This is a genomic window from Bacteroides acidifaciens (assembly GCF_024623065.1).
Lineage (GTDB): Bacteria > Bacteroidota > Bacteroidia > Bacteroidales > Bacteroidaceae > Bacteroides > Bacteroides acidifaciens.
Genome location: NZ_JANJZR010000015.1, coordinates 53,360 through 78,129, shown reverse-complemented (window position 1 = coordinate 78,129; position 24,770 = coordinate 53,360). Strand labels below are relative to the sequence as shown.

General features: G+C 52.4%; 24 protein-coding genes and 1 pseudogene. 20 read left to right on the top strand and 5 right to left on the bottom strand.

Annotation, left to right across the window (positions count from 1 at the left end):
* The coding region (locus tag NSB03_RS06890; RefSeq protein ID WP_257466293.1) for a helicase-like domain-containing protein at positions 1-3,113 on the bottom strand (3,113 nt) is incomplete at its 3' end.
* A gap of 9 nt (positions 3,114-3,122) precedes the next feature.
* Between NSB03_RS06890 and NSB03_RS06885 the strand changes: the two genes are divergently transcribed.
* Complete coding sequence (locus tag NSB03_RS06885) at positions 3,123-3,506, top strand: hypothetical protein (RefSeq protein WP_024986559.1); 384 nt, start codon at positions 3,123-3,125, stop codon at positions 3,504-3,506.
* Between the two features lie 10 nt (positions 3,507-3,516).
* Here the strand turns inward: NSB03_RS06885 and NSB03_RS06880 are convergent, their stop codons facing one another.
* Entirely contained in the window at positions 3,517-4,143 is a 627-nt protein-coding gene (locus tag NSB03_RS06880) for a hypothetical protein (protein ID WP_024986560.1), read from the bottom strand.
* 60 nt (positions 4,144-4,203) lie between these two features.
* Positions 4,204-4,428: a DUF7688 family protein gene (locus tag NSB03_RS06875; RefSeq protein ID WP_024986561.1), complete on the bottom strand. Its 225-nt coding sequence runs from the start codon at positions 4,426-4,428 to the stop codon at positions 4,204-4,206.
* Between the two features lie 362 nt (positions 4,429-4,790).
* On the opposite strand from NSB03_RS06875, the gene NSB03_RS06870 reads away from it, so the two are divergent.
* Positions 4,791-5,960, top strand: coding sequence for an ATP-binding protein (locus NSB03_RS06870; protein WP_024986562.1), 1,170 nt, complete (start codon positions 4,791-4,793; stop codon positions 5,958-5,960).
* Positions 5,961-6,107: 147 nt separating this feature from the next.
* A pseudogene (locus NSB03_RS06865) lies at positions 6,108-6,254 on the top strand (orotate phosphoribosyltransferase); the annotation flags it as partial.
* Here the strand turns inward: NSB03_RS06865 and NSB03_RS06860 are convergent.
* Positions 6,249-6,935, bottom strand: coding sequence for a M23 family metallopeptidase (locus NSB03_RS06860; RefSeq protein ID WP_024986563.1), 687 nt, complete (start codon positions 6,933-6,935; stop codon positions 6,249-6,251). The pseudogene NSB03_RS06865 and the gene NSB03_RS06860 overlap by 6 nt on opposite strands.
* Before the next feature lie 218 nt (positions 6,936-7,153).
* On the opposite strand from NSB03_RS06860, the gene NSB03_RS06855 reads away from it, so the two are divergent.
* From NSB03_RS06855 to NSB03_RS06780, 16 genes are all read left to right on the top strand, one after another.
* A complete protein-coding gene (locus NSB03_RS06855; protein WP_024986564.1) occupies positions 7,154-7,915 on the top strand; it encodes a DUF4099 domain-containing protein in 762 nt (253 codons plus the stop codon).
* 20 nt (positions 7,916-7,935) lie between these two features.
* The gene (locus NSB03_RS06850; protein ID WP_024986565.1) at positions 7,936-8,160 is read left to right on the top strand and encodes a hypothetical protein; all 225 of its coding nucleotides are present in this window, start codon (positions 7,936-7,938) and stop codon (positions 8,158-8,160) included.
* 26 nt (positions 8,161-8,186) lie between these two features.
* Positions 8,187-9,764 carry a hypothetical protein gene (locus tag NSB03_RS06845; protein ID WP_135036360.1) on the top strand — a complete coding sequence of 526 codons (1,578 nt, stop codon included), beginning with the start codon at positions 8,187-8,189 and terminating at the stop codon, positions 9,762-9,764.
* A 4-nt stretch (positions 9,765-9,768) separates the two neighbouring features.
* The gene (locus tag NSB03_RS06840) at positions 9,769-11,157 is read left to right on the top strand and encodes a toprim domain-containing protein (protein ID WP_024986566.1); all 1,389 of its coding nucleotides are present in this window, start codon (positions 9,769-9,771) and stop codon (positions 11,155-11,157) included.
* Complete coding sequence (locus NSB03_RS06835; protein ID WP_016271457.1) at positions 11,154-11,651, top strand: PH domain-containing protein; 498 nt, start codon at positions 11,154-11,156, stop codon at positions 11,649-11,651. Before NSB03_RS06840 ends, NSB03_RS06835 begins: the two co-directional genes overlap by 4 nt.
* Positions 11,632-12,327, top strand: a complete 696-nt coding sequence (locus NSB03_RS06830; protein ID WP_024986567.1) for a hypothetical protein — start codon at positions 11,632-11,634, stop codon at positions 12,325-12,327. Before NSB03_RS06835 ends, NSB03_RS06830 begins: the two co-directional genes overlap by 20 nt.
* A gap of 12 nt (positions 12,328-12,339) precedes the next feature.
* Entirely contained in the window at positions 12,340-13,023 is a 684-nt protein-coding gene (locus tag NSB03_RS06825) for a hypothetical protein (RefSeq protein WP_135036363.1), read from the top strand.
* Positions 13,024-13,034: 11 nt separating this feature from the next.
* The gene (locus tag NSB03_RS06820; protein WP_135036366.1) at positions 13,035-13,700 is read left to right on the top strand and encodes a hypothetical protein; all 666 of its coding nucleotides are present in this window, start codon (positions 13,035-13,037) and stop codon (positions 13,698-13,700) included.
* A gap of 22 nt (positions 13,701-13,722) precedes the next feature.
* On the top strand, positions 13,723-14,556 hold the full coding sequence (locus NSB03_RS06815) for a M23 family metallopeptidase (protein ID WP_024986569.1): 834 nt from the start codon (positions 13,723-13,725) through the stop codon (positions 14,554-14,556).
* Positions 14,557-14,579: 23 nt separating this feature from the next.
* A complete protein-coding gene (locus NSB03_RS06810; RefSeq protein WP_007750065.1) occupies positions 14,580-14,864 on the top strand; it encodes a hypothetical protein in 285 nt (94 codons plus the stop codon).
* A 15-nt stretch (positions 14,865-14,879) separates the two neighbouring features.
* Positions 14,880-16,694 carry a hypothetical protein gene (locus tag NSB03_RS06805; RefSeq protein WP_135036369.1) on the top strand — a complete coding sequence of 605 codons (1,815 nt, stop codon included), beginning with the start codon at positions 14,880-14,882 and terminating at the stop codon, positions 16,692-16,694.
* A 27-nt stretch (positions 16,695-16,721) separates the two neighbouring features.
* Positions 16,722-19,001, top strand: coding sequence for a MutS N-terminal domain-containing protein (locus NSB03_RS06800; RefSeq protein ID WP_135036372.1), 2,280 nt, complete (start codon positions 16,722-16,724; stop codon positions 18,999-19,001).
* 12 nt (positions 19,002-19,013) lie between these two features.
* Entirely contained in the window at positions 19,014-20,558 is a 1,545-nt protein-coding gene (locus NSB03_RS06795; protein ID WP_135036375.1) for a glucosaminidase domain-containing protein, read from the top strand.
* A 12-nt stretch (positions 20,559-20,570) separates the two neighbouring features.
* On the top strand, positions 20,571-20,747 hold the full coding sequence (locus NSB03_RS06790) for a hypothetical protein (protein WP_167764620.1): 177 nt from the start codon (positions 20,571-20,573) through the stop codon (positions 20,745-20,747).
* Positions 20,748-20,830: 83 nt separating this feature from the next.
* Entirely contained in the window at positions 20,831-21,442 is a 612-nt protein-coding gene (locus NSB03_RS06785; RefSeq protein ID WP_024986570.1) for a hypothetical protein, read from the top strand.
* A 5-nt stretch (positions 21,443-21,447) separates the two neighbouring features.
* Positions 21,448-23,145, top strand: coding sequence for a zincin-like metallopeptidase domain-containing protein (locus tag NSB03_RS06780; RefSeq protein WP_024986571.1), 1,698 nt, complete (start codon positions 21,448-21,450; stop codon positions 23,143-23,145).
* 77 nt (positions 23,146-23,222) lie between these two features.
* On the opposite strand, the gene NSB03_RS06775 is transcribed toward NSB03_RS06780, so the two are convergent.
* Entirely contained in the window at positions 23,223-23,585 is a 363-nt protein-coding gene (locus NSB03_RS06775; protein WP_024986572.1) for a winged helix-turn-helix transcriptional regulator, read from the bottom strand.
* A 157-nt stretch (positions 23,586-23,742) separates the two neighbouring features.
* On the opposite strand from NSB03_RS06775, the gene NSB03_RS06770 reads away from it, so the two are divergent.
* Entirely contained in the window at positions 23,743-24,630 is an 888-nt protein-coding gene (locus tag NSB03_RS06770) for a radical SAM protein (protein WP_257466292.1), read from the top strand.
* The last annotated feature ends 140 nt before the right edge of the window (positions 24,631-24,770 follow it).

Sequence of the window (24,770 nt, the reverse complement as noted above, 5' to 3'; positions counted from 1 at the left end):
ACTATATTAAAATGCAACAAAATAAGAATCAGCAACTTGATGCGAAATTTAGGAAATTCATAAAAGTTCTGATAATGACATTCGTCCACAAAAATGTGGTCTATACCCATCGTGTGGAAATCCACAGCATCATCCTTGCGGTTGTTTATCTTCATCCGCAGTTCGGCGAGTTTGGCCGTAAGGTTCTGTTTCCTTTTCTCCAGCCCGTTTTGCATTCTGCCGCTTCGGTAACGCATGGTGGACTGTTCCAGCACCTCAAGGCTGTGCTCCGTGTCAGCGAGTTCTTCGGTGAAAATGTCTATCATGACCTCTTCCGACTGAGGTATTTTGCCGAACTGGTCGTGTGTCAGGATGATGCAGTCCCAGTTGTTATTTTTGATTTTAGAGAATATTTCCTTGCGGTTGGCAGGGGTGAAATCTTCATTACCCGGATAGAGAACCTTTGCCATAGGGTATGCTTTGCGGAATGTATCGGCAATTTCGTGAACATTGGCTTTCAGCCCGATAATGAGCGGTTTCTGTACCAGCCCGAGACGTTTCATCTCGTAGGCCGCCACACACATAATCATCGTCTTTCCCGTTCCGACGCCGTGCCAGCAGATGCCGCCACCGTTCTGCTTAATCATCCAGATAGCGTCCTTTTGCGAGGGGTAGAGTTCATCGTAAGGGAACTGTTCAAAGGTCAGGCCGGGGAATGTTTGCGCCGAGCCGTCATACGTGGGTCTCACATAGCAATTAAACCGCTCGTTGTAAATCCTTACCAATTCGTCCCGTACTTCCACGGGCCGGTTATCAAGCCACCGGTTGAAACGCTCCCTAATCTCCTGTATCTTGCCTGCGGCTTCCTGTATGGCTTCTTCATCCGGCACACGCACCGTGTCTCCGCTAAAGTAAATCTCTTTCGTGATTTCGGGCACGGTATCATGTAGTGCGTGTACAAACAAGTCTTCGCCATTGCAGGTACGCACGGAATAGATGTTGTAGGCCACGGGGGAATATCTTTTCAGACGTACCAGATAGGTGTCGTTCACATCGAAATACATCACCTCGGCTTCAGTCTCGAAAAGCTCCGAGGCGAAATCGGCGTACAATTTCGTGTCTATCCACCTTTCTCCCATATTGATGTCAAGCTCCTCGTAAGGTATCGCTTCGGGCGTGGCCTGTTCAAGAGCCTTTACGGAGGTTTCCACCCATTCTTTCTCGTTGTCCGGGAGGTCTTGCAGGCAGGTAATGATTTCCTTGCTCTTGGCTATGACGTTCCCTGCAAGGAACTTGCTTTTGTATTCCCACTCTCTACTGACGGGATTATAAAATATCTCGCCTTTCAGTGCGCCGATGATTTCTTCCTCGGTCATATCCGTAACCTGCCCGATATAGTCCATATCGACATGGCCGTAAAAGTTCAGGCTGCTTGCCAACGCTTCATTGGGTGTTAGCTTTTGGGTCGTGTCTATCTTCTTGAACGCCACAGGCTCATGCATGATGTCGGCTTTGAGAATGTCCCTGCCGAGCTGCATTTCAATCGTGAATACTTCCGCACCAAGGCTGTCAAGCATGATAAATTCCTTATTGTCGTTGTCGTGGAAGCAGCCCCATTTGGCAACAAAGGCATCGTACAGGGCGTTCAGTTCAGCCCGTAACCCTGTCTGCTCTTTTTGTTCTTCCCTCTCTTTGATTGATAAATCGAAATACGCTTTGCGTATGGGGAAGTAGTCGCTTGCCCTTTCCATATTCACCTTGCCCTCGTCCACCGGCACAAAGTCAATAGCCACCTCTCTGTAATAACTTGACTTGCGGAACTGCACCGTACCTACCTGTTCCTCAAACACGACCATTGTACCGTTTTTCATCCAGTTCTCCATCGTACCCGTGTAAGCCCGTTTTCCCTTGTCCGTCCGTTCAATGGCGACACCGCCGAAAAGGGATATCTGCGTGTGTCGGTCGTCCTGACCGCCGCCTGTGAAAAGGCTTTTGCGGAAAAAGCGGCTGAAGTCGTATTTCAGCAGTGCGGAGAGGTATTGCGACATGGCGGCTTCGTCTCCCAGCCACTGGTATTTGCGGACGTACTTTCCGAACTGGTTCATCGCTATGCGGCTGCCCGTGGCGAGCGTGGTCTTTGGCAGGGAGAAAAGTCTGTTCGTGGGTTCAGTCATGCTTCCTGCCGTATCGGCCTTTTCCTTGGCGACCTGCAAAAACATCTTCTCACGTAGCGAGAGTGCCGCCTTGTTCGTGTGTTTCTGGAATATGAGTAAATCACTGCCTACCTCGATACCGCTTGTCTGCATGAAAAGGGTGTCCGGCATACGGACGGCACTTATCAAATCGGCGTGGTTCACGAGGTATTCACGCAAGAACTTGTTGCCCGGCGTGTCGGCTACGCCTCTTGACGTGATGAACGCCAGCAGACCGCCCTCGTTTAACAACTCCATAGCCTTGACAAAAAAATAGTTGTGTATGGTCTTGGTGGCCTGTTCATAAATACCGCCTTTCTTCCACAAGTCGGCATCGAACACCTTGAAATTGCCGAACGGAATATTCGAGGCTATGACATCGAATTTCGAGTGTTCAAAGTCCTGTTCGCCTATCGTCTCAAATCCTGCCGTTAACGTGTCGGTATCGTCATGCAGGAGCGAGAGGATTAGTCCCGTGATACAATCCTTTTCAAAGGCATAGCTATGCGTGCCGGGCATGGCTACGGGCAGAAAACCGCCTATTCCTGCGCTCGGTTCAAGAAACGAGCGTATTTGCAGGCTATTGTCCTTGAATGTATCGTGCATCTGCCGTGCCACCGCTTCCACAATGAACTGCGGCGTGTAAAAAGCCGTAAGGACGGACGCTTTTATGTTCTCTACCAATGTGCGGTACATGGCTTCATCTTCGCCCGCCAATATTCGCAACGCCTTTTCCAGACGGTTCAGCGGTTCAGCCATGTTGTCCGCAGCGGGTCTGTCCGTCCCGATGTTATGCACATCCTTGATACCTCCAAAGCCGGAGTATCGGGATAATATCTCTTTCTCGTCTGCCGTGGCTGTCCTGCCCTGTACGTGGATGTTCACTGCTGTTTCTATTGCTTCCACGTTCGCCACTAATGATGTCAGTTTGTTGTAGTTCATAATTTAACCTTGTTTTTCTTTCCCTCTGTTCGGCCTGTTCGCGACCGTAGGGATTATTTTTCTGCTTGCGAAAGGTGGCGGGGACAATCGGCCAAGGCTGGACGGAAAAATACGCTCGACAAGGGAGAGGAAGATTTTTACGGACACTCGTGCGGCAGCCGGCATTGGCAGGATTGGAACAGCCGGTTTACCTTTGCGGAAAAATGCAATCCCCCACAGGTCGCACAGTGCGAATGGTCGGAATGGCAGCTAAAACAGGGAGATGTGAAAGGTGTAAACGGAGTGTACCGGGAGGTCGTAGAAAAGGTAAGATTGCTTTATAACAGGAATATGCCGTCGGCAGACCGAAATAAAAATCCGTATCGGGCAGAGACTCGATACGGATTCCTTTGACATCGTGCGATTAGTCAATGTCGTAGCCTATCATGTATTCATTATTGATAAGCAAATAATAGTAGCCGTTGCCACAATTCCGGAACTCCTTGCTGAAACCTGCCGCCATATCTCCATTCTCTCGTGGTTCACACCACAACGTGCCGTCATAGCCGCAAAAATCGAATCGAAAAGAGGAAAAACTTTTCTTCTCCTTCATGGCTTGTCGGAAAAGCTGTATATTCGCCATTCCGCAATATTTTCCGATTGTAGAAAGCCGGATGCACTTGCCGTCGATACGTGTACCGGTTGTAATACCGTTTTCGTAAAGGGATTTTTCCAAATCAGCATGGGCTATTTTACGTAACCAGTCGTTTGTATGCGTAGCAAGCCGAGCCAGTTTCTGGTATTTCAAGATTAGTTTACCGTCCGTGTCCGCTTCCTGTTTTTGAGACGGGTAATATATCTTTTCGATACTCGTCCAGTTCGTGAAGACATAACCTCTTTTCCGTTTTCCCAATGCGATAATGCCGATGACATTCTCGTTACGGTTGATAAACAAACGTCTGCGTTTTCCCTCAATCTTTACATACAATGACGAAGGGTTGTTCTCGTTGCGGAGATAGGCTTCCGCCGGATGAATAGTGTCAGTTTCCATATTTGTAAGTCATTAAATTATGTATTTCTATTTGTTGATTTTTAGGGGTCGTTTTACGGTTCAGAGTTTCGGTATTTCTCCCGCCCTTTGCAATATTCCGTCCCGGTAGAACTCGATTCGTCCGGATTTGAAACCCATTTCGCCGAGGGCTATGTTCCTGATATAGTCCCGATACTGTGTGCCCGAAAAGTTTTTTCCACACAGGTTGTTGAAGAACATAGGGATAGAAACCCCGTCCTCGCTTTTCAATACGACTTTGCCGTTCTGTCTGATTTCGTCTCTCATAACTGTTTATTTATCGTTGAACATTTTTTCTTTCCCTGCTTTCGTCTGGCCGAGCAGGTCTGTTTTCAGTTTTTCAAGGCAGGAAAAAGGATAAAGGAAAGCATGAGGAGCCAAAACCGGATAGGAAACCGACCATGCAACAGTCTGTTTCCGTTATCCGAATGGAATGCGGCTTGGCGGCAATGCGCTTTATTCCAACTTCGCCGACGAAAAGAGAAAGGCTGACCTGCCGACGGAGGAGAGAAAATTGCAGATATAACAGGGAAAAGCGGTGAGAGACAGGAGAAAATACCCCGAAAAATTTGCATCGCAGCAAGATTTATGTAATTTTGCAGTTGTATTTCAAAATTGCATAAATAAATATGGAGACAAAATATATCCGCAGGGAATTATCCGCCGTGATAGAAGAGGCGTACCGCTATTTCTCGGTCATAACCGTTACCGGTCCCCGTCAGTCCGGCAAGACAACGCTGATTCGTAATCTGTTCCCGCACCTGCCGTACTACTCTTTGGAGAACCTCGACGTGCGGAGCTTTGCCGAAAACGACCCGGTCGCTTTTCTGAACCAGCACGCGGAGGGCATGATTCTCGATGAAGTGCATAATGCCCCGAATCTCTTGTCGTATATACAAGGCATGGTGGACGATGACGCAGACCGGCGGTTCATCCTTTCGGGCAGTTCGCAGTTCGCCATGCTGAAAAAGGTTACGCAGTCCCTGGCGGGACGTACCGGTGTATTCGAGCTGCTGCCCATGTCTTACTCCGAGATACGGGAGATAGCCGCCGATACGCCGCTTGACAATCTGCTGCTGAACGGGTTCTATCCCGCGATTTATTCGGGGCGCAACGTGCCCAAATTCCTCTATCCGGCCTACATGAAAACCTATCTGGACAAGGACGTGCGCGATTTGCTGCAAATCAAGGACATGATGCAGTTCCACACGTTTATCCGTCTTTGCGCCGGGCGTATCGGCTCGCTGTTCAAAGCCTCCGAGCTGGCGAACGAAATCGGTATCAGTTCGCACACGGTCACGGCGTGGCTTTCCGTCTTGCAGGCATCCTATATCGTGGCCCTGCTGCCCCCGTATTTCGAGAATACGCGCAAACGGCTGACCAAAACCCCAAAGCTCTACTTTACGGACACTGGGCTTGCCTGCCATCTGCTCGGTATCGAATCTCCGGAACAACTTGCCCGGGATAAGATGCGGGGGGCGCTGTTCGAGAACTTCATCGTGATGGAAGCATTGAAACGGCGGTATAACCGGGGTAAGGAGAGCAACCTCTATTTCTACCGGGACTCGAACCAGAATGAGATAGACCTGCTGCTGAAAAAAGGTTTGGGATTTTACGGTATCGAAATCAAGTCGGCAATGACTTACCATGCGGACTTTGAAAAGGCGTTGAAACAGATGGACGGCTGGGTCAAAGGCCCTGTAGAGGGCAAGGCGGTTGTCTATGCGGGCACGCTCGAAAACACCGCCGGAGAAATCAGCCTGCTGAATTATGCCCATTTGGACAGTGTGTTGGAGTAAGCTGGCTGGGTTCGCGACGCTCGCCGCCGCGTAAAAATTCACAGTTCACCGCGTAAAATGTAACGGTATCTATAAAATATCAGAATATCAAACGATTAAAAGGCATGTCCTTTTGGTAAATGTGAGACAAACGCTTCGATAGCCATAAAACCTGAAATTAAACGGTGCGGCGGCAAGGTGGTGGCGGCCATCTTCTATGGAAAGACTATTACCATGCCGCCGTTGTTCCTCGTAAAACTGAACGTGTGGAGCGATTTCTATGCGGACACCATCCACCGAAAGAGAAAATCATAGCGCAGCCAATGCCGCCACGCATTCCTCCTGTATAGATTTGATGTAATCCAGTACCAGCAGCGGGTCGATGCTTTTGCCGTCGAGCTTGCAGGTGATATGCAGATGCTCGCCCGTGCTACGCCCCGTCGAGCCGCTGACGCCCACCACGTCGCGTGGGCGAACCGTCGTACCTTTGCCGACGAGTACCTTCGAGAGGTGGCAATAGCTGACGATGTAGTCGCCGTGCCGCAAGGTTACATATTTGCCGGATGTCTTGTCCTGTCCGACCTTCACGACCTCGCCCTCCATCATAGCCAGCACCTCGTCGCCCCGCGCGTGTAGGTCAATGCCGTTGTGGAACTTCCTTTTCCCGGTAAACGGGTCTTTCCGGTAGCCGTAAGATGAATTTATCTTTATCCGTTGCAACGGATAGCTCACGCTCAGGTAACGGCCTACCCATATTTCCTTGCGGCTTTTTTCCTTGTGGCTTTCAACAACGGGCAGCGCGGATGCGGGAATGTCCGCCAATGCGCCCTGTACCGGAACCGCACCTACGGATTTCGGTTCCACTTTATCCATACCCTTTCGCAACACCTCTACCTTGTACCGGCCGGGAACCGAAGCTATGGTGTTGAATTGTGCCTGCGCGGGCATCGCACAGAGTGAAACGCCCGACATGATTGTCAGTATCATTTTTTTCATAAGGGCAAAGATAACAAGCTCCGTCCAAGTTGTGTCGTTGCCTCTCCTTTTTCCGCATAAAGTACGATTAAATTTCTATTCAAAGTATGATATTTGCGCTAAAATCATACTTTGATTATAAAAAATATACCCTATAAACCACTAATATAGTTTGGTTTTATAGTGCAAAATAAAAACATTCTATCTTTGCGATGTATAATTCAAAACAAAATTAAAGTATGAATAAAGTACGATTTGAACTTACGGAATTACCTTATCAGACACTGGCCCGTTTCGGTCTCACACAGGAGATGATCGAAGACTTGCCGATGCGTGTTCTGGATGAAATCTGTGACGGGCGACACTCTCCCGTGCTTCCCGTCCGCATCAGCGATGAGAACGGCGAAACCGTCGAAAGCCGGACCCGCTTCGTCCTTGTCCGCATGGATAACGGACAGGCGGATGTGGTATTCTATCCCGTCTTGAAATCCTCGCCACTGGAACGGTACGACGAAGCGCAACAGAAACAGTTGCTCGCGGGCAAGGCGATTATCGCAGAGGTGGAGACAACGGACGGGCGCCACAGCCAGGCGTTCGTGCAGATAGACCCCGAGACGAACCAAGTGATGTCAGTACCTACGCCCATTATCGGGCGCAACTTGCAAGTGCTGGCCGATGAGTTGCACCTTGGTCCGGTGGAAGTCAAGGGACTACAGCACGGCGAGCCTTTGACGTTGGCGGTGGCAGGCGAGCCTGTCACAGTCGGCATAGACCTCCAGACCAAGACCGGCATCCGATTCTGTTCGGGCGACGAGCAGAAATGGAAGGAGCAGACCAAACGCGAGTGGGACAAATACACCTTCGGCTGTTATGGCTGCTGGATGATGGACGGTGACGGCAACCTTGACTACGTTCCCGAGGAAGAATACACCGAGGAGTTGTGGAATGAGCAGAAAAAGAGCGGAGAGCGTAACCGCGCTGCCGCAGCACTCCACAAGTAAAACCTTAACATCCGGAGAATATGGCACAACATCAATACTATCCCGAAGAGGTGCTTGTCGAGAAGATGGAGCGCGGCGAATACGGCTGGCTGGATTACGTCAATCACTTCTCGGCCGAGTGGCAGGAAGAGTACATCCACTACTGCAAGGAGAACAACCTCACTATCAGCGACGAGACGGCTGCCGAGTTCGTCCACCATAAGGATGAGCAGTTGGAGGCGGCTATGGAAGCCGGTGACGCGTAGATAACCTACAAACATCATTTCAGACTATGGCGATACGAACCAATACAAATCCCCGACAGATGGACCTGCAACCCGAAATGCACGACCTGTTAAGGCGTAACGGGATGCAGGCCCATGTGGTCAGCGACGGCATGGGCTACCGGCTTCTCGTGCAGGGACACGACTCGCCGCTGCTGACCTATCCGATTACAGAACGTCAGATGTTGGCCCTGACGGACTGGGGAACAAACGCGGCCAACAAGAAAGCCTATAACGTGTTCACGAGCATTGTAGGCAATGATTTCCATATGCCTAAGAACTTCGTTCACGCCCGCAATGCCAACGGACGTGTAGCTATGGGGCTGCACGGCTATCGCATAGGTATCGGCGAGTACGGACGTGTGGGACGACTGGGTATGCCGCCCCCTTTTTTGGGCTGGACGCCGCGCCACCAGTGGGGCTTCCACCTGCGCCGTGTGGGCGGGCAGCTCTTCTATCCGGGAGCACCCATCGTCCCTGAACGACCCGACGGACGCATGAAACCCGGCGAACTGCAATCGGGCGGTTACGGCTTCTACTACAAGGGTGGCCGGCAAACGCAGCCTGCCCTTATGCAGCAGACCGACGTGCTGCAGAACCTGCAGGCGGTCATCACGCCTATGGTCAGCCGTCCGCGCAGTCAGGACCCGGCACGCCCCTACAAGGAGCTGATAACCTCGCCGGTCTATTTCTCCGGTGAGAAATGGCAGGAATGCCTTGCCTCGCACGGCCTTATCGTGGACGCGGAGGCACGGACGCTGACCGTGCAGTCCGAACAGGTAGCCGCCGATATGGTTTACGACCTGAGGGACGATGAGATTGCCATCCTGACCGCTAACTCTCTTGAGGAGCATTCCGTAGAAAAGCGGCTGGAAGTGCTGAACGGAGTTGTCGGGGCGGACTTCGCCGGCAAAGTGACGATGGAGGCACTCAACAATGAGCGACGCATCTCGCTTGCCCTGCATCCCGAAGTGCAACAGGAACTGGCCGAGCGGCAACAGCAGGAGCAGGAAATCCTTGCGCCGCTGGAAACACGGCTTCCGGAAAAGGATATACGGGAGGGTATGACCGCTTCCGTGGACGGACGCGACCTGCAATACCTCAAAGATAACAAGGGATGGTACAGGGAGGAGAAGCACGGCAGAGAGGTCGAAGTGACCGAAATCGGCGTACACCCTTCCCCGGTGGAGGGCAAGTACAAAATGACAGCCGTCATTGACGGGCAAGTTATCAGCCACGAAATCAGTCAACGAGACTACGACAAATTCCTTGCCGTGGACGACTATCACCGCATGAAGCTCTTCTCGAAGATTTTCAGCGAGGTGGACATGAAGATGCGTCCGGAGGCGCAGCGTGGTCTCGGCGTGAAGATCTTCGCCGCCCTTACCGCCGGTACGGTGGTGACGGCAGGTGTCGTACACGGTCTGCATCACCATCATCACGGCCCGGAAATCTACGGCGAGCGTTTCGGCGGTCCGCCGCGCCCGTATTTCAAACCCGGCGTGGACACGCCGAGGGATGTGGCAATACGCGCTTTCGAGGCGGAGATGAACCGTGAGGTGAACGACATGAGAATGGGGAGGTAAGGCCATGAGAGAAGGAGACCTGACATACGACGACTTTCTGCAACGGCTGACCATTCAGGACGTGCTTATAGACGCGGGCTACCACCTGAACAAGCGTGACGGCCTGCGTTATCCCTCTTATGTCCGATTGGACAACGAGGGACGACGCATCCGTGGCGACAAGTTCATTGTCACGCAGAACGGGCGGTGCTGCTTCCATGCACAACAGCAGAAGGTGTACAACCTCATTTCGTTCATCAAGGAACATCCGCAGTTCTTCTCGGAGTACCATGCGGGAATGTCCGGCGACCGGCTGGTCAATCTCGTATGCAACCGACTGCTGAACCATCCCATCGAGAACCGCGAGACGCGTATCATCCAGCCCAAGCGGGATGTCAAGCCGTTCGACATCGCGGACTACGACATCCACAAGTTCAACCCGCAGAACCGTGAGACGCAGAAGAGGTTCTATCCCTACTTCAAGAACCGGGGTATCGACCTTTACACGCAATACGCCTTTCACCGGGATTTCTGTCTGGCGACGAAACACCGCCCGGACGGAGCAGCCTACACGAACTTGTCGTTTCCGCTTACCCTGCCCAAGGGCGACGGTACGGTCGTGGGTCTTGAGGAGCGCGGGCGTGCCCGCATGGACGGGAGCGGTAGCTACAAGGGCAAGGCCGAAGGCAGCAATTCGAGCGAGGGGCTATGGATAGCCAGCCCGGCCAAGACACCGCTCGCGGAAGCCAAACATATATATTGGTTCGAAAGTGCCTATGACGCGATGGCCTATTACCAGCTCCATCAGGCACAGAACAAGGAGTTGAGAAAGGCGGTTTTCGTCTCCACGGGCGGCTCTCCGACCGTAGCGCAGATGCGGGGTGTGCTTTCTGCCACTCTTCCTGCCCAGCATCATGTCTGTTTCGACACGGATTTGGCAGGGATGGAGTTCTACAAGAACTTTCAGGCGGAGAAGTACCGCGTAATGCATTCCACCATCGAAGAGACCCCCGAACGGAAACCTTACCTCGATACCGTGCGTGAGGACCTGGATTTGGACAGCGGTGAAATATACCTGCTTCCGGAAACCTTGCAGACCAGTTACGGACGATTCGAGAGCGAGTGGGAAGAAGCCATGTCGATGCGTTCGAGCGGGCTGTGCCACCCGGATGACATACAAGCTCAGGTGGATATCGTGAACAAGCATTACAAAGAGTTCCGTGATGGGTTGCGGGATTTTCTCGGTCTGGATAAAAAGAATGATGTCCCCGATATCCGAGAGCAGCCTGCCTATCCCAATAAAGACTGGAACGAGCAACTGCTGGCGGAACGTAAGATGGAAGAAGCCACTGAAAAAGAGCAGGCCAGAGAGGAAGAACCCGAACAGGAACGACAAACACGTTTTCACCGATGATGCCGTCACAACCCATAGCCCGGTTCCGGAACGTCGTGCTGCGGCCTCACGGGATGCAGTTCGTCATCGACGAGCTGCATTTGGTGTCGGTATGCGTGGCGGGACTGGTGTACGGCGGCATGGAGGCCATGCCGTTGTGCGGTATGGCGACGGCGGTTTCCCTGTTCCTGCTCCTTGTGCTGGCATACCGTTTCATTTACCTGCGGCTGATACGCTACCGTATCGGCGGGGAGCAGCTTGTCAGCGAACACGGGCTTCTGTTGCGCAAGGTCGATTACATGGAGCTATACCGTATTGTAGATTTTCAGGAACACCAAAGCCTGCTGCAACAGCTCTGCGGGCTGAAAACGGTCATTATCTTCTCGATGGACCGGAATACGCCGAGACTCGAACTTAGGGGTATCAGGCGGAACGACGACATCGTGCCGCTGATCCGCGAACGGGTGGAATACAATAAACGAAAAAAGGGAATATATGAAATCACGAATCATTAGCATATTTTTGGTCGCCGTCGCCCTCTGTCTGCTACCGCAACGTGGCAAAGCACAGATTGCCGCCTCGAATCCGTTGGAATGGGCGGCGTTGGTCGAGGGAAACGAACTGATAAACGGGCAGATAGAGAAGCAAATCAAGGGACAGACGCAGACAGCGTTGCTTCAGAACACCATTGCGGCGGAGTTCAACCAAATACACAAGTGGGAGAAGCAGTACAACAGTTACCTCAAGACAGCAGGCGGTTACGCTTCGTCTTTGAAAGCCTGCACCCACCTGTACAATGACGGTGTGCGTATCTTCCTCACGCTGGGGAAGCTGGGCAAGGCCATCTCTAACAATCCGCAGGGCATTGTCGCCGGCATGAGCATGAACAACCTCTATATTGAGACGGCCACGGAACTGGTCTCCGTGTTCACGCTGCTCAATGACGCCGTGGCCAAGGGCGGAACGGAGAATATGCTCACGGGCGCGGAACGGAGCAAGACCCTGTGGGAGTTGAACGACAAACTCTCGGCTTTCAGCCGGAAACTGCACCTGCTCTACCTGAGCATACGATATTATACCCTCAATGACGTGTGGGCCAATGTAACTGCCGGGATGCTCGACCGCAGCAACGGCGAGGCGGCTCGTATGGCCATGACACGCTGGCGCAGGGCTGCCGTTGTTTCACGTTAACCCCGATTGCTTATGAAACGGGCACTCACGATTTGTTTTATGCTGCTGTGCATCGGCATCTCCAAAGGGCGGGCACAGAATGACCCCGTGCTGGCCGGAATGATTCTGGCCTACACGGACAAAGCACAAAAGGAGCTGAAGAATCAGGAGAGAGTCATGCTGATGCAGACCACAGGGCATATATGGACCAAGGAGGAGGTGGAAGCCACGACCGATTTGCAAAGGGAGTTCAACAACTACCTGAACTCATTCCGGTCGATTGTCTGTTACGCGGCGCAGATTTATGGCTTCTATCACGAAATATCGCAGCTCACCGACAATATGGGAGACTTCACGAAACAGGTGAGCCGCCAGACGACCAACGCGCTGGCCGTCGCCCTCTCCACGCGGCGCAACCAGATTTACCGGGAGCTGATACTGAATAGTGTGGAGATTGTGAACGACATCCGAACGGCGTGCCTTTCGGACAACAAGATGACGGAACGGGAACGCATAGAGATTGTTTTCGGCATCCGTCCGAAACTCAAGATGATGAACAAGAAACTGCAACGGCTGACCAAAGCGGTGAAGTACACCACGATGGGCGCCATCTGGCGGGAGATTGACGAGGGGGCACGTCCCGTTACCGACAAACGCGACATTGTGGAAGCAGCCCGCAGGCGTTGGCGACAGATTGGAAAAAATGTAAGACCTTAAAACAAAGATATATGGGATTTTGGAATACGATATTGAAATATGGCGGCAAGGCCATGAGAGGTGCCAGACAGGCTACGACGGCTACCGGCAAGAGCATGGGCAATGCGGTACTGCATCCCTCGCAGACACTTCGCGGAGCCGGGCAAGCCGTCAAGACGGCAACCGTCGGCGGTGCATTCGGTTATGTGGGCTGGAAAAAGCTGACCACGGACGCAAGTGTCGCACGTATCGTCAGCGAGGCCGTGGTCGGCAAACCCGCCACAAACGTCCTTGCGGGTACGGTCGATGACACACGGGAATTGAAGGAGAAGACCGGTGAGACCGTTTCGGCGATAGGCAGTGCGGTAAGAGGTGCCGGTTCACAGTTGAACGGTGTGTCGAATTTTATGCAGGCAACCTCCGGGGGCGGTCTTCTGAATATGCTCGGCGGATTCTTCAGCAACCTTGGCCGTGGCAACGTGTCGGGGTTGAGTATCGCGGGGCTGGTCGCCGCAGCGTTCCTCGTGTTCGGACAACGCGGTTGGCTGGGCAAGATTGCCGGGTTGTTCCTGGGAATGCTGCTCGTCGGCAACAACGCGGGTGTTCTCCGCACGGCACCACAGGAGAGTGTATCGAGGGCACAGGCACCGGCACTCTCTCCGGAGGAGCAGACCCAGGGCGGCGGAATGAGAAGATAGAAGGACAAAATAATACAAAACAATGAAATATACAGAAGAAATGATCCTGCATTCCGATAGCGGCTACTGTATGCCGTTCGAGGAGCCGCAGGGAAAAGACGTGGAGCTGTCGCTCGGCTACGGCGAACAGACGCACCCGGAAACGGGCGAGAAATTCTTTCATCACGGCATTGATTTCAATGTACGGTGCCACATTTTGTCGGCAGTGGCCGGCGGTATCGTATCGGGTGTCGGCAACGACCCTGTGCATGGCATCTGCCAGACGATACGCTACGGTGAATACGAAATGACATACGGACATCTGTCGAATGTCTATGCTCAGTTCGGGCAGCGTGTCAAGGCCGGGCAGACGGTAGCTTTGAGCGGTGAGCGGCTGCATATCGAAGTCCGCTTCAAGGGCGAGGAACTGAACCCTATCGAATTTCTGACTATGCTATACGGAAATATCCGTGCGCTACAGGAGGCCGTCGGGGACGGAGCGTCCGGCTTCTACGGGCCGGAACCGGGGCCGGCGACCGATTATGAGAAAGACAGGCAGGAAATCGAGGAGCTGATGCTACGCTTCCTGCCGCACTACATGGAGGACTTGCAGCATGGGGCGTACCGCCTGCCAGAACACACGGAGCAGTCACTGCGCCATATCTTTACGATGGGTGCGGTGAAGGAGTATTTCTATGAGCAGATGCCGAGCATCGCCAATCCCCTCGGGCTGGGGCAAAAGGCCATGCCGCTGGCCTGCAAGGTACAGAACCTGCTGATAGCGGATTTCCTGAACTACCTTGCCCTGCGGCACGAGGTGTACCTCTCCACAACGGGCGGAGGCGGCGTAAAAAAAAACTTCATGACGAACCAGTAGCCTACGGCGGTGTCATCGACCCGCTGGCGGAGCTGGACATCGACATCCAGAGTTTTGACATACCGAGAATCGTCTCCGTCTATCCCGACCGTGCCGGAATCCGCTGGTGGACGAAGGCGTGGTTCAACAACCGGGAGGAAGGGGAAGCATCGGTGGAAATCGAACGGGAACAGGCCATACGCTTCATTCACGACCGTATCGAGAAGGACGCGTGGCTCGAAGAGTTCTTTCCTCGGCAGATGGAGGTGTACCACAACGCCATCGAGCAGACGAAAGAACAACTCCTGAAACAGATAAACATGATATAGACATACATATTTTATATGGACGGAATAAAGCAGAGCAAACGATTCGCGGAGATAGAGGCACTCATGGGCGACTATTTCCATAGCAATCTCGCGCCCGTCATGAGAGAGACGCAATCCTACCTGACCCGCAAGCAGGGCGAAGAGATGAAGGAATACTCCACGTCCCTGGGCGGCATCCTGAGCATGATGGCGTCATCGGTCCAACCGTTGTCAGACCCTTACCAGACACTCAAGGTAACGGGCGAATGGAACTCCAAGACAACCGAGGACTACATTGAAATGTGCAAGAGTAAGATTCTTGCATCGAAAGAGATACAGCATGACCTCGCCTACGTGGCCGGCGAGTGGCGCAACGCCGTTGTCGGGGAAATCGGCAGGGAGCGTTACGACGCGCTGTCCGGGGAGCTGGGTTGTGATATCGCCTACGCTTACGTGGACTACCGGGTGGAGCAACTGATGATTGACAAACTGGTCAAGGAACGGATGCCCAAGTCGTCAGCCGACTACATTATCCGCAAAGCGGCAGAATCGAGCCTGCTGGGACTATCGCAGACATTGAGCCGTTCGCCGCTGGCCGAAGAGATAGAGAGACGCGGCGAGGCTGCCTACCGACCAAGCAGGTTGGAGAAAGGAACGGCCAAAGTATTGGGGGCTTCAGCAGATAGCCTTATGATGGGCGGCGTGGGTTCATGGGCGACGTTCGCCCGGTTCGTCGGTGCGGATGTAGCTATCTCGGCCGTCACCGACCATTTCGCATCCAAAGAACCGGAGGACCTTTCGGTGGAGCAATGTATCAGCAAGGGGGTGTTCGGCAGCAACGGTAACGTGTTCGAGGGGTTCCGCAAGGAAGCCGCCGCAATGCTATCCAAAGAGAATACACTTGTAGCCGAAGCCAACGGACAGTTGCAAAAGAAAATTCCGGTAATGAGTTTTAATTATATGGACTGGTGGAAAACGGGAAAGAAAGAGGTACCGATGTGGTACGGGAACAACAGGGAGAGCGAAGAGGAACGGAAACAAGCAGAAAGGTACAAGGGTGTGCCGCTTGTCATCGCTCCCGGACAGGAGGAAGCCTACTTGCAGGGTATGGCAAGGCATAAGGTTACGGCGACCGGACAGGCACGCACGGAAGGCGAACAGAGGGAAAAGGTGGAAAAAGTGGAAGAAGAAGTGCAGGAGCAAACCGTCTCGACCGATGAAGAGGCACGGGAAGAACAGACGGTACAGGAGATGCAGGCCGGACAGACCAACGAGAACGGATGGGACACTCTGGTGCGCTCCCTGGGGCTGGAAGGTCTCGGTGATATCACGGGCAACCTCGGCTATATACTGGCCATGCTGCCCGACATTCTGCTGGGTGTGCTCACGGGAAAGACGCAATCACTGGGGATAAAGGATAACCTGCTGCCGATAGCGAGTATCGTGGCGGGGGTATTCATCAAGAACCCGATACTGAAAATGCTGCTTATCGGTATGGGCGGCGCGAACCTCTTGAACAAGGCGGGACACGAGATGCTGGGACGGGAACAACCGAACCGGAGCACTGACGGCGGGAACGTGCAGTACAAGCATTACACGGACGAACCGCTGAACCCGCGCATCGTGAATCCGGTGCTGCAGGGCAACACGCTGATCGCTACGATAGACCGGGTACCTTGTACCGTACAGCTCAGCCCTACGGTGGCGGATGCCTACCGTGCCGGGGCACTGCCGCTGAATACGCTGGCCAACGCCATACTCGCCCAAAGCGACCGGCTCCGCCAGATTGCCTCACAGAACTACGACAATGGGGAGACGGAAACCGTTGTTCGGACACGAGGCATCCAATAGTGCTGTCAATGAAAAAGATATACGAATATGAAAGAGAAGTCGCAAATAGAAAAGAACGCCCAGGAGAAGCAGGTCACCTTGCTCTCCACGGCTCTGAACGAGGCATCAAACGCCGGAGGGCACTGGTTAAACGCCACGGGTAAAGGCTACCCGAAATTTTATCCGCGTGGTGTCGCCGTAAGTCCTTTCAACGGGTTGTTCATGGCCCTTCATTCTGACAGGAACGGGTGCAAGACGAACCTGTTCACCCTTTACAGCGATGCCAAGGCACGAGGCACGGCGGTACGCGAACAAGAGCAGGGCGTGCCGTTCCTGTTCTACAACTGGAACAAGTACGTCCACCGCAACAATCCGGAGGATATTATCAGCCGGGAGGCTTATCTGAAGCTGGACGAAGAGGTACGGAAACAGTACAAGGGCGTACATAACCGAGAAATCCGCACGCTCTTCAACATCGACCAGACAACATTTCCCTATGTGGACGAAGCGGCTTACGACTCGGTGTTGCTGAAAGACGGGAGTGCCGTGGAAAGAGGTTACTCGGAAGCCGACGAACGACGGTTGCATGGCCGTTTCAACAGTTTCCTATTGAAGATGCGGGATAATCTCGTGCCTGTGCGCTCGGACGGCTGCGGGATGCCACACTACGAAACGGACAAGGATGCTGTCTATATGCCGCGCCAGCGGGATTTCGAACATTACAATGACTACGTGCAGGAAGCCCTGCGGCAGATTGTGAGTGCCACGGGACACCAGCAGCGCCTCGCCCGTGAAGGTATGGTGATGAAGAACGGCATGGCTCCTTCGGAAGATGCACTCAAGCAGGAGCGTCTGGTCGTGGAAGTCGCTTCGGGAATCAAGATGCTGGAACTGGGACTGCCGGCCCGTCTGTCCGACGAAAGCCTGAAACTGGTGGACTACTGGAACCGGGAACTCAAAGAGAATCCTTGCCTGATTGACGCGCTGGAAAGTGATGTAAACAACGCCCTTGAAGTGATCCGCAAGGCAGAGAAAGGTGAGAAAATCGAGTACGCCACGTTGCGCAACCGACGCCAGACCTCGGACATGAAGGAGCAACTGCCCAAGCATTATTTCGTGGCCGACGAAATCAGGCAGCATCCTAACAAGGAGAATAAAACCATTGTTATCGTCATTGACCCCACCAAGAAATCGGCGGACGTGATACTCCCTGCCGGCGCATCGCCGGAGGTGGACAACGAGATACCGGGCATGAACAAGGCCCGTATCGGAAGGGTCTTGCGTAGAGAGGGTATCGAGAGTGTGCGCTTCTTTAATCCTGATGGTGTTTTGGGATACCGGCCTGATGACAGCTATTTCGCCGAGAAGCAGGTGACACTGGCCCGGTTGAAGAACTGGGCGATGGAGACGCTCTCCACACTGGACGTAACCTCTGCGGTCAGACGGGCGAACGATGTGAACATAACCCGTGCAGAGATGATTCCGGACGACAAAAGGCGTTGGGCGCTCTACATCAAGCCCGAGAACAAAGAAGGCTACAGCGTCTATCCGGACAAGGAGGATGTGAACCGGTTCTTCTCCACCCTTAAGCAGTCTATGGATAACATCGAAAAGGTCCGCATGGAGCTGGCGCATAAATACTACACGTTGGCAGAAGTGCAACCTGACCTGAAAGTGGACCTGTTCAGTACCGAAGCGCGGGACATCGACCTGAACCGCATCCAGCGGGTGTCCGTGTACAAGACCAAGCAGGGTGATACCCAATGCGTAGCGACCATCGACGGACAGAAGATGCAGCCCAGGAGCGTTACCCCGCAGCAGAGGCAACGCATGATGGCGGCCGAGGACAAAACGGAATACAAGCGGCATCTGGCGGCCACACTCTTTGCCGACGTGTTGCGTAAGGGACAGACGCTGGAAGAGAACACCGGCGAGAAACAGGAGAAGGAGGCTGCCAAACAGCAAAACAGGGAGGTAACGGAAAGGCATGCGGAAGCTGTCTCCACACAGCGGAAGCAATGGAACGAACTCAAGGAGAAACATCCCGATGCCTTGCAGTTGATTCGGGCCGGGACTGTTTACCGGCTGTACAACGAGGATGCGGTAAGGGGCGCGGAGATATTGGCGCTTCCGTTGGAGAAACCTGCTTCTGAAAAGGGTTTTACGGCTTCCGTTGAATTTGCGAAGGAACTGGTGGACAAAAATCTGTCAGCACTCGTCATGGCAGGCGAACGTATCGTTATCAGCGATTTACCAGTGAAGGAGGAACGGGCAGTCAGTGAGAAGAACGAGGCCGAAGAAGAGGTTCACAAAGGTATTCATAGATAAGAAGTAAGATAAATGAGCAAAAATCAAGAATATGCAGCGCAATATGCGGAGTATGCGATGGAACAGATGCGCCGGTACGGCATTCCCGCATCCGTGACGCTGGCGCAGGGAATTTTGGAGAGCAGCAACGGCCAAAGCCGTCTGGCACTGACCGAGAACAACCATTTCGGAATCAAGGCCACGCCGGAGTGGATAGCGGAAGGTGGCCGTTACGGGTTATATACCGATGACAAGCCGAACGAGAAGTTCTGCAGTTACGACAGCGTGAGCGAGTCATACGAGCATCACTCCCGTTTCCTGAAAGAAAATGGCCGTTATGCCCGCTGTTTCATGCTCGCTCCGGACGACTACAAGGGATGGACGCAGGGGCTTGAACAAGCGGGTTATGCTACAGGCGGACGCTATGCCGCCAGCCTGCAACAGATTATCGAACGGAACGGGCTGCAGGAGTACGACCGTCAAGTTGTGCGGGAGATGGAGGCGCAGGGAAAGCAGTTCGGCGTGGAAGAGAACCCGCTCCGGGAATCGGAAAACGCGAAGGAGTATTCGTTTCCGGTCGAACGGGAGGAGTTTCTGTTCGTCACCTCTCCGTTCGGGATGCGTCAGGACCCGATAGACGGGACGAAACGGATGCACACGGGGATAGACATCCGGTGCAAGGGAGACGTGGTACTGGCCACCGAGAAAGGCGGCAAGGTCGTCGCCGTCAATGGCAAGGGCAACACACCCGGCGGCAAGTCCGTCACGGTGGAGTATGCCCGTCAGGACGGCAGCAAGGTGCAGTGTACCTACATGCACCTCGGCGATATCGCCGTGAAGGCCGGCGACACGGTGCAGGCGGGCCAACGGCTCGGCACCTCGGGAAATACGGGAACACGGACGACCGGGGAGCATCTGCATTTCGGTGTCAGGCAGATTCACGCGGACGGTACGCAGCGGGATATTGATCCGACGGCATACCTGGCCGAGATAGCGCAGAAGGGCAACATCAAGCAACAGGCACTGCACAACGGGAACGACCTGCTCGCCAAATACAGGGATGCGGAAAGTGTCAAGGAAAGCCAGCCCCTTTCTCCCGACGCATGGATGAAGAAGCTGCTCTCCTCAGAGGACAGCGGCGTGGGAATGTCGGGGTGCAACGACCCGATAGTGGAGATGGCGATGACCGCCTTCACTTCCCTGATGTTGCTGGCGGCACAGATTGACAGCAAGAACGAGGAAGAGCAAAGGGCGGCCATATCGGCGGCTATGGACAGCCGAAGAATTGACCTGAAATCGCTGGTAACGGGCATGAAAGCCTGCGAACTCGTAATCGGGGAAAACGGCAAGGCCATGCTGCGAGCGGACAACGGAAGCGTCGAAGTGTCACATGAACTGACCTCTGCCGAGTTGAGCCGCCTGTCGGCCACCCTGAACAACGGAACCCTCTCCGAAGAAGCCAAGCGGCTGCGTGTGGCCGGTCTGCTGAACACCGTCATCCTCTCGGAAACGGCTTCGAGGAACTTCGAGCAGGGAATGTCCGAGCAACAAGGACAAACTGAAAATCTGAAACGGTAAAGGCATGGCGATATGATAAGATGCGTGATGATAGAGCTATGCCGGTGTCTGTTCGGGATATCCGTTCTCGGACTGCACGTTCTGGGCTGCTACCGGTTGTTCGGGCTGGTGGCGACACTTGTCATCGTGGGCGTGCAGGTGCTGATTGCGGCATGGATTATCTATATCAAGATACGCGCTCCCGATTAGGACGTGTTTTTTCAGCGTATTCAACTTCAACAGACCTCACATTGTCCGAAGTGGCATATGTATCACTAAAAGACAAAGGAATTATGATTAAATGTAATGTAACGGTGTGCGGCGTTATCGGCCGTGACGCTTCGACACGCACAGGCAAGGATGATAAGATGTTTCTGTCTTTCCCGCTCCGTGTCGCAATCCAAGGTAAGGACGGCCAGAACGGTACGGTCGAAATCAGTGTAAGCAAAGACGGCAACGAGGAGGAAGCCGCCGACTACCGAAACGGCTCGCGTGCAGCGGTTACGGGTACGATGTACCTGAAACGTCGGGGCGACAAACTCTATTTCAACCTCTTCGCGGACCGAATCGGCACGGCTTCGGCGGACGACGCGGATTCCCTCAAGGGCGAGATGGCCTTCCGGGGCAAGGTGGGCAAGAACATCGAGCAGCGAAAGGATAAGAACGACAAACCTTACACGGTGTTCTCAGCGTTCAGCACGGAGAAGGTAGATGACGGCTTCGAATACCAGTGGGTACGTTTCTTCTGCTTCAACGGAGCGTGCGAGGAGTGGATGCAGCCGGGTATCAAGGTGGACGTCAAGGGCGAGATGGCTGTCTCGCTGCATAACGGGAAACCGGACATTTCCTGCCGCGTGGAGGAACTCACGCAATATGTCGCTTCACAGGATAACTCCAATCAGTAACGGTCATGGCTGGTTACAGAAAACCGAAAAACGACGGACCGAGCAGCGAGGATAAGGCACTGGACCTTTTTGCGGAAATGATGATTGAGAAAATCGAGAGCATCCGGGGTGACTGGAGGAAGCCGTGGTTCACCGAAGGCGCACTGCAATGGCCCCGTAACCTCTCCGGACGTGAGTACAACGGCATGAACGCCTTTATGTTGCTCCTGCATTGCGAGAAGGAGGGCTATACAATTCCACGCTTCTGCACGTTCGACTGCGTGCAACGGCTCAACAAGCCCGGCAAGGACGGACAGGAGCTGCCCCGTGTGTCGGTGCTGCGCGGAGAGAAGTCGTTCCCGGTCATGCTGACGACGTTTACCTGCATACACAAGGAGACGAAGGAGAAAATCAAGTACGATGACTACAAGAAACTCTCCGACAAAGAGAAAGAAGAGTATAACGTCTATCCGAAAATGCAGGTATTCAGGGTATTCAATGTGGCGCAAACCAACCTGAAAGAAGCCCGTCCGGAGATGTGGGAAAAGCTGGAACAGGAGAACGGACATCCTAAAATCGGGAACGGCGAGCAGTTCAGCTTCGCACCTGTGGACATGATGATAAAGGACAACCTCTGGATTTGCCCCATCAAGCCGATGCACCAGGACCAAGCCTACTACTCAATCTCGAAGAATGAAATCGTCGTGCCCGAGAAGGAGCAGTTCAAGGACGGAGAGGCGTTCTACGGGACACTTTTCCATGAGATGACGCATTCAACCGGAGCAGAGAGCGTACTCGACCGCTTCAAACCTACGGCTTTCGGCTCTCCAGAATATGCAAAGGAGGAACTGGTGGCCGAACTCGGCAGTGCGCTGGTCGCACAACGCTACGGCATGACGAAATATATCAAGGAGGACAGTTGTGCCTATCTCAAAGAGTGGCTCGATGAATTGAAGGAATCGCCGCAATTTATCAAGACAACGCTTCTTGACGTGAAAAGGGCGGCTTCACTGATTACCCAAAAGGTGGATAAGGTTGCGCTGGATTTGAAACAGGATGTCTCTGAGCAGGAGCAACAGGAGAACAAGGTATCTGCTACAGAGAAGATTTTCTACGCCTCGGTGGCTTACCTCCAGTTCGCCGATGACACGAGACAGCTTGACGAACTCAAGGACAAGGGCGACTATAAGGGACTGCTGACGCTTGCCAAGGAGTATTACGACGGCAACGGCATGGACGAGCAACAGACATACTCCTCTCCACTCCGGAGCCGTGGCGATGACCTCCTTATCGAGGATAAGGATTTCGCTGTAGTATATAACGGGAGTGTCGGTGGAACCTACGAGGTCATGCTGAAGTACACGGAACAGGAAGTATGCGACCACATCAGGCGCTACGGCATCGGCCGTGCCAGCGACGATGTTAAAGCAGTGGCGCGGGATATGGCGGCGGAGCAGTTTGCTGCCGTGTCGAGGCTGAAAATCCCCGCGTTCGAGCTTCCGGGCGGTGAAGTCCTGTATATCGGGTACAACAGGGAAACCGACTCGTTCGATGTCGGGCCGGCCACCAATGCTGGCATCATCGCACAGCACAGTTTTCCTTACGACCACGACGCCACGCTGGACGACAACCTGCAAAGGGTGAATGAACGGCTGAACGAAATGGAGGAATACCGTGCCGAAGAGGTACAAGAGGAGGATTACGGCGGGGGTATGCGCCGCTGACAATTGTGCAAAAAAAGGAATGTGGGGCGACTTCATCAGAAGTCCGCCCCACATTTTTCTCCATTGCAGATTGTCAATCAACCATGCGAACTTGTATTCTTATGTCTATTTTCCATTATCGTTTCAAAATTCTCCTGCCCCCATTGCTTCAAGCACTCTAAATGAGGAATTAAAGTCTCTCCAAATTCAGATATATAATATTCCACTTTCGGTGGAACTGAAGGGTATATTTTTCTATTTACCAATCCGTCCATTACCAATGAATGCAGAACTGTAGATAGCATTTTTTCCGATATAGAGGGGATTGTTTTATATAGTTCACTGAAACGTATTACTCTTTTCTCGTGTAATTTCAATAAGACGACCAAAGCCCATTTGTCTCCCAACCATTCCAGTATGGGAGATGCAGAACAATATTCGTAATCTAACTTTTTTCGCATTTTTTTCGTCCTTAAATATATTGATATTGAGAAAAACTAACTCAAACGTAAGTAGCTGACAGATAGTACAGTTCTTTTTTTAAAAAAAAGAGCATCCTAACTTCGCACTACAAAAATACGGAAAATAATTAATTCCAAGTGCTTAATTTATAAATATATGGAACTATTACATTTTACGGGACAAGTGTGGCGACCACCATACGAGGCAAATTCTCAACTCTTACAGGTAACTGCCGGATGCACTCACAACAAGTGCAAATTTTGTAGTTTATATCACGGAACAAAGTTTCGTCTATCTCCTGTTACGGAAGTCGAAGAAGATTTGAAAGTGATACAAAGTTATCAACCCAAAGCCCGGCGTGTGTTTTTAACAGGAGCCAACCCATTTGTGTTAAGTTATAACAAGCTGTTGGATTTAGGTCTTTTGATTAGGAAATATCTTCGTCATTGTGAAAGCATCGGTATGTTTGCCCGTATTTCGGACATTAAGCCGAAAACAGTAGAGGAATTGAAAAATCTGCGTCATTTAGGCTTTGATAGTATCAGTATTGGAACGGAATCGGGTGATGATGATACATTGGCAACAATGAACAAGGGATATACGGCGAATGATATTATTGAGCAATGCAAGAAACTGGAAGAAGCAAATATCGAATATAATCTCGTGTATCTAACAGGACTTGCCGGAAATAGCAAAGGAGAACGGAATGCTATCAATACAGCCAATGTATTCAACCAGTTACACCCTTTTACCATAAACTTCGTATCGCTGACTGTTTTCCCTGAAACAGAATTATATGAAGAAGTACAGCGTGGCAATTTTGTAGAAGCTACTGAGCACGAAAGACTATTGGAACTATGGACTTTCATTTCAAGGCTCCGAATAGAGACCACCTTGTTAGGAAATACGGTATCAAACACCGTTCCGTTCATTGGAATGATACCTAATGACAAAGTTCGACTTCTCAATGAATTGGATTTAGCAATAAAAAATATAAACAAAAAAGCATTTAGGCAATATAGAGATAATATTAAATCACTATAGGCGGATTATTCTTTTCTGTTTTTCTAAAAAACGTACCATTTTAATGTCGTTTTCTGATTGATTACGCTAACACGAAATTCAAGAAAGCCTATCAATTTGCTTTCTTGAATTTTAATAGGCTATTTATTACAATCAATTAG

What these genes read in the sequence shown, in the direction of transcription:
- NSB03_RS06880 (WP_024986560.1), bottom strand. Translation starts at nt 4,143, where the DNA reads ATGGAAACTGACACTATTCATCCGGCGGAAGCCTATCTCCGCAACGAG.
- NSB03_RS06820 (WP_135036366.1), top strand. Translation starts at nt 13,035, where the DNA reads ATGGGATTTTGGAATACGATATTGAAATATGGCGGCAAGGCCATGAGA.
- NSB03_RS06805 (WP_135036369.1), top strand. Translation starts at nt 14,880, where the DNA reads ATGGACGGAATAAAGCAGAGCAAACGATTCGCGGAGATAGAGGCACTC.
- NSB03_RS06850 (WP_024986565.1), top strand. Translation starts at nt 7,936, where the DNA reads ATGGCACAACATCAATACTATCCCGAAGAGGTGCTTGTCGAGAAGATG.
- NSB03_RS06795 (WP_135036375.1), top strand. Translation starts at nt 19,014, where the DNA reads ATGAGCAAAAATCAAGAATATGCAGCGCAATATGCGGAGTATGCGATG.
- NSB03_RS06780 (WP_024986571.1), top strand. Translation starts at nt 21,448, where the DNA reads ATGGCTGGTTACAGAAAACCGAAAAACGACGGACCGAGCAGCGAGGAT.
- NSB03_RS06775 (WP_024986572.1), bottom strand. Translation starts at nt 23,585, where the DNA reads ATGCGAAAAAAGTTAGATTACGAATATTGTTCTGCATCTCCCATACTG.
- NSB03_RS06840 (WP_024986566.1), top strand. Translation starts at nt 9,769, where the DNA reads ATGAGAGAAGGAGACCTGACATACGACGACTTTCTGCAACGGCTGACC.
- NSB03_RS06800 (WP_135036372.1), top strand. Translation starts at nt 16,722, where the DNA reads ATGAAAGAGAAGTCGCAAATAGAAAAGAACGCCCAGGAGAAGCAGGTC.
- NSB03_RS06790 (WP_167764620.1), top strand. Translation starts at nt 20,571, where the DNA reads ATGATAAGATGCGTGATGATAGAGCTATGCCGGTGTCTGTTCGGGATA.
- NSB03_RS06770 (WP_257466292.1), top strand. Translation starts at nt 23,743, where the DNA reads ATGGAACTATTACATTTTACGGGACAAGTGTGGCGACCACCATACGAG.
- NSB03_RS06825 (WP_135036363.1), top strand. Translation starts at nt 12,340, where the DNA reads ATGAAACGGGCACTCACGATTTGTTTTATGCTGCTGTGCATCGGCATC.
- NSB03_RS06860 (WP_024986563.1), bottom strand. Translation starts at nt 6,935, where the DNA reads ATGAAAAAAATGATACTGACAATCATGTCGGGCGTTTCACTCTGTGCG.
- NSB03_RS06875 (WP_024986561.1), bottom strand. Translation starts at nt 4,428, where the DNA reads ATGAGAGACGAAATCAGACAGAACGGCAAAGTCGTATTGAAAAGCGAG.
- NSB03_RS06815 (WP_024986569.1), top strand. Translation starts at nt 13,723, where the DNA reads ATGAAATATACAGAAGAAATGATCCTGCATTCCGATAGCGGCTACTGT.
- NSB03_RS06785 (WP_024986570.1), top strand. Translation starts at nt 20,831, where the DNA reads ATGATTAAATGTAATGTAACGGTGTGCGGCGTTATCGGCCGTGACGCT.
- NSB03_RS06855 (WP_024986564.1), top strand. Translation starts at nt 7,154, where the DNA reads ATGAATAAAGTACGATTTGAACTTACGGAATTACCTTATCAGACACTG.
- NSB03_RS06830 (WP_024986567.1), top strand. Translation starts at nt 11,632, where the DNA reads ATGAAATCACGAATCATTAGCATATTTTTGGTCGCCGTCGCCCTCTGT.
- NSB03_RS06835 (WP_016271457.1), top strand. Translation starts at nt 11,154, where the DNA reads ATGATGCCGTCACAACCCATAGCCCGGTTCCGGAACGTCGTGCTGCGG.
- NSB03_RS06845 (WP_135036360.1), top strand. Translation starts at nt 8,187, where the DNA reads ATGGCGATACGAACCAATACAAATCCCCGACAGATGGACCTGCAACCC.
- NSB03_RS06870 (WP_024986562.1), top strand. Translation starts at nt 4,791, where the DNA reads ATGGAGACAAAATATATCCGCAGGGAATTATCCGCCGTGATAGAAGAG.